The sequence below is a fragment of the Paenibacillus sp. 203 genome, assembly GCF_037027525.1.
Taxonomy (GTDB): Bacteria; Bacillota; Bacilli; order Paenibacillales; family Paenibacillaceae; genus Paenibacillus; species Paenibacillus polymyxa_B.
Window position 1 is genome coordinate 1 of the sequence record NZ_JAXCHD010000051.1, and the last position, 454, is coordinate 454.

The 454-nt window shown below is 29.5% G+C and carries 1 protein-coding gene; it reads left to right on the forward strand.

The window, feature by feature from the left end; genetic code table 11:
• Window positions 1-207: 207 nt before the first annotated feature.
• Window positions 208-454: endonuclease domain-containing protein (locus WA407_RS26325; protein ID WP_336078737.1), on the forward strand; the 247-nt coding region annotated here is incomplete at its 3' end.

Genomic DNA, 454 nt, shown 5'->3' on the forward strand with positions numbered 1-454 from the left:
ACTTATCACAATATTTTAAGTTAAAAGATTAAACCAAATCCAAATATGGCGAAATAAATTATCTAATTGTCACGAGTATGTTATAATTAAATTATAATTTACGATTGGATATTAAGCATGAAATTATGCAAAAAGTGCGGAGTATTAAAACCTCTATCAAATTTTGGTAATGCAGGAAAATACTTGCTATCAAGCTGCAAAGCTTGATTGATTGAATACAATAGAGAGTACCGCAAGAACAATAAAGACAAAATACGCTTCATTCAGGCTAAATCAAAACTTGGAATTAACAAAGCTGATTTTGACAGAATAAATAAAATTATAAGTTGTGAGATATGTGGGGAGTTTAATAAACCTTTGCATATAGACCATTCACATAGCAGCCTAAAATTTAGAGGTGCTTTATGCAACAACTGCAATCACGGTATTGGTAAATTCAAAGATGATATTGAAT